This window comes from Armatimonas sp. (genome assembly GCF_031410135.1).
Lineage (GTDB): Bacteria > Armatimonadota > Armatimonadia > Armatimonadales > Armatimonadaceae > Armatimonas.
Map to the genome: position 1 here is coordinate 1 of NZ_JANNYP010000527.1, position 2692 is coordinate 2692.

1 protein-coding gene and 1 pseudogene are annotated in these 2692 nt (G+C 61.0%); both read right to left on the bottom strand.

Annotated elements, in window-relative coordinates:
- The coding region (locus RMO15_RS19715) for a thiamine pyrophosphate-dependent enzyme (RefSeq protein ID WP_309715813.1) at positions 1–1869 on the bottom strand (1869 nt) is incomplete at its 3' end.
- A 51-nt stretch (positions 1870–1920) separates the two neighbouring features.
- A pseudogene (locus RMO15_RS19720) lies at positions 1921–2692 on the bottom strand (hypothetical protein); the annotation flags it as partial.

A 2692-nucleotide genomic window follows, 5' to 3' on the forward strand; every position in this document is an offset into this window, starting at 1 on the left:
GGTATCCTGGCGCGCCACGAGCTGTGGGGCGGAGTAGAGAAGCTGGAAGCGCTCAGAATGGGCCGTCATCTCGGTGATAATTGCCTGCCCGATTCCGGTCGTGCGGGCATCCTCGTGCACCACGACGAGGCGACCGGTGCGGGAGAGCGACTCCGCGATAGTCTCGTAGTCTAGTGGCGCAATGGAGCGCAGGTCAATCAGCTCCACGGAGAGCCCGCTCTGCTCGATAGCCTCCTCGGCGATCTCGATACAGTTTCCAAACGTCACCAAGGTAATCTCGCGGCCCGGCTTTCGGATCACCGCCTTGCCAAGTGGGATTGGCTCTGGGTTGTCGGAGACTTGCCCGCGCTTACGGAAGATATGCTTGGGGAGCAAGAAGAGTGTTGGATCGTTGCCATGGATCGCGGTCCAGAGGAGCCCCGCAGCGTCTTCCGGGGTACTAGGAATTACCACATTCAGGCCATGGACATGTGCCCAGATTCCCTCATTGCTCTCCGAGTGCCAGATACTCCCCCCCGGCAAGTAAGCACCGTAGGGCGAGAGAATTACCATCGGGCAGCTCCACTCACCACACGTCCGCCAGCGTAGGTTGGCCACATTGGTCAGGAGCTGGTTGAAGGCAGGCGGCAGAAAGTCCGTGAACTGGATCTCAAAGAGGGGCGTGTAGCCCGTTGCGGCCAGCCCCACGGCAGTCCCAAGAATGGTCGCCTCCGCCAGTGGTGCGTTGAAAACCTGCTTCGGGAAGGCAATTGTCAGCCCCTTGGTCAGCCCAAAAACCCCACCCTTCGGGTCTTCGATATCCTCGCCAAAGAGAATCACTTTCTCGTTCTGGGTCAGTGCGTGCCTCAAGGTCTCGTTGACGGCTGCGACCATGGTGGTGGCTTCGGCGCTCCGAAACGGTGAAGAAACCGGCGCACTCGGTGGGCCAAAGAGATGGGTCATGGGCTCCGGCTTTGGGTCGGGCTCTTGCTCGGCGGCGCGGTAGGCGGCGTCCACCTCGGCCACAATCTCCGCCTGCTCCGCCTCCCACTCAGCCTCGGTGAGCTTTCCCTCGGCAATCAGCTTTTTGACAAGCAGTGCAATCGGGTCCTGCGCGGCCTCAATTGCCAGCTCCTCGGCATCACGATAGAGCCGCTGATCGTCGCTGCTGGTGTGGGAACAGAGCCGATCCAGCTCGCACCAGAGAATCGTGGGGCCTTCTCCTGCCCGCGCCTTAGCGACGCACGCCTGCATCGTCTGAAAGAGCCCCTCGGGGTCGCGTGCATCCACGCGAACCAAGGCTTGCTCCCCGAGCGCACCGATACGAAACGGGAAGAACTTATCGGTGGGCGTGCTGATGCCGTAGCGGTTATCCTCGATCACAAAGACCACAGGGAGTTTCTCTTGTAGTGCAAAGGCAATCGCCTCGTAGAACTCGCCCTGGCGTGTGGCCGCATCGCCGACCATCGCCACTGCCACCTGATCGGTACCCGCCAGCTTGAAGCCCCAAGCAGCTCCCGCCGCAGGTAGACACTGCGCTGCGGTAGGAGTTGCGACCGAGAAAATATTCTTGCTGCGGTCCGAGTAGTGCCCCGGCATCTGCCGTCCGCCGCTGCTACTGCCCGCCTTGGCGAGATAGGCACTGGCCAGCTCCGCCGTGGTCACGCCGCGTGCCAGAGCCACTGCCCGATCCCGGTAGTACGGAAAAAGGTAGTCCTCAGGACGGAGGCAGAGGCTCACCACTCCCAGAGTCTCATGTCCGGTGCCGGAGACCTGAAACCAGCCTTTACCTTGCCGCAAAAGAATCCCCTCCCGGCGGTCGCCTTCGCGGGAGAGAAACATCAAGCGTAGCAGCGCACGCAAATCAAGAGAGTTTAGAGAGTTGTCCATAGATATTGTTGAGCGCATCGTCGCATCAGCACAAGAGTATACCCGCCGATTTCAATCCGTAGCAAGAAGCTGCTTCAGACAGACCACAATAACAGGGGCAAAAAGCAAGAGCGCCGCGATCGTCCCGGAGTCATTAAAAGCAATCGCAGCCCCTGCGCCCCAGAGCGCTTGGATCACTCGCCCCTGAAGCTCCGCATCCAGCTTTCCAAAGAGTCTCTTGAGCTGCCAGCCACTGACGAGCGCCACCAAGATCGCAATCAGCGTCGGCCCGGCCACAGTCAGCCGTGCGTTCATGGCGAGTTTGCGCAGGATAATCTCCCCCCACGCGCTCGCTCCTTTCCCTGCTGCCTGCCCAATATGCGACTGCGCCGCGCCCGGCATCAGCCGATCCAGCCCCGCAAGCGCCGCCACCACCACAAATGGCAGCACCACCCGCCACCAGAATCTTTTACTCGGTGGGAAAAACGCCACGGTTGCCGCCATCGCGCCCCCTGCATTGGCCCCAAGCATCGGCAAGCCCAAGAGCAGCACAATCCCTGCGCCCACGAAGCCCAGCCACTTCTTGGGCACACTCATTACTGCGGCCCCAATTAGCAGCCCCATGTACTCGTTGCCGATTCCGTAGAACCGAATCCCCGAGTCGTAGTAGCCCGAGAGGGCTGAGTGAGCGACCATCCCCCAGCCAAAGACCGTATCGAGCACAACTAGCACCCCGAAGAGCAGGAGAATATCCGTCACTGCGGAGAGCCGCTTCCCCGGGCGGGAAAAGGCGGCGATGACCAGCGTAGCCAAAAAGAACATCGCAATCTGTGCCGTCGCCGAG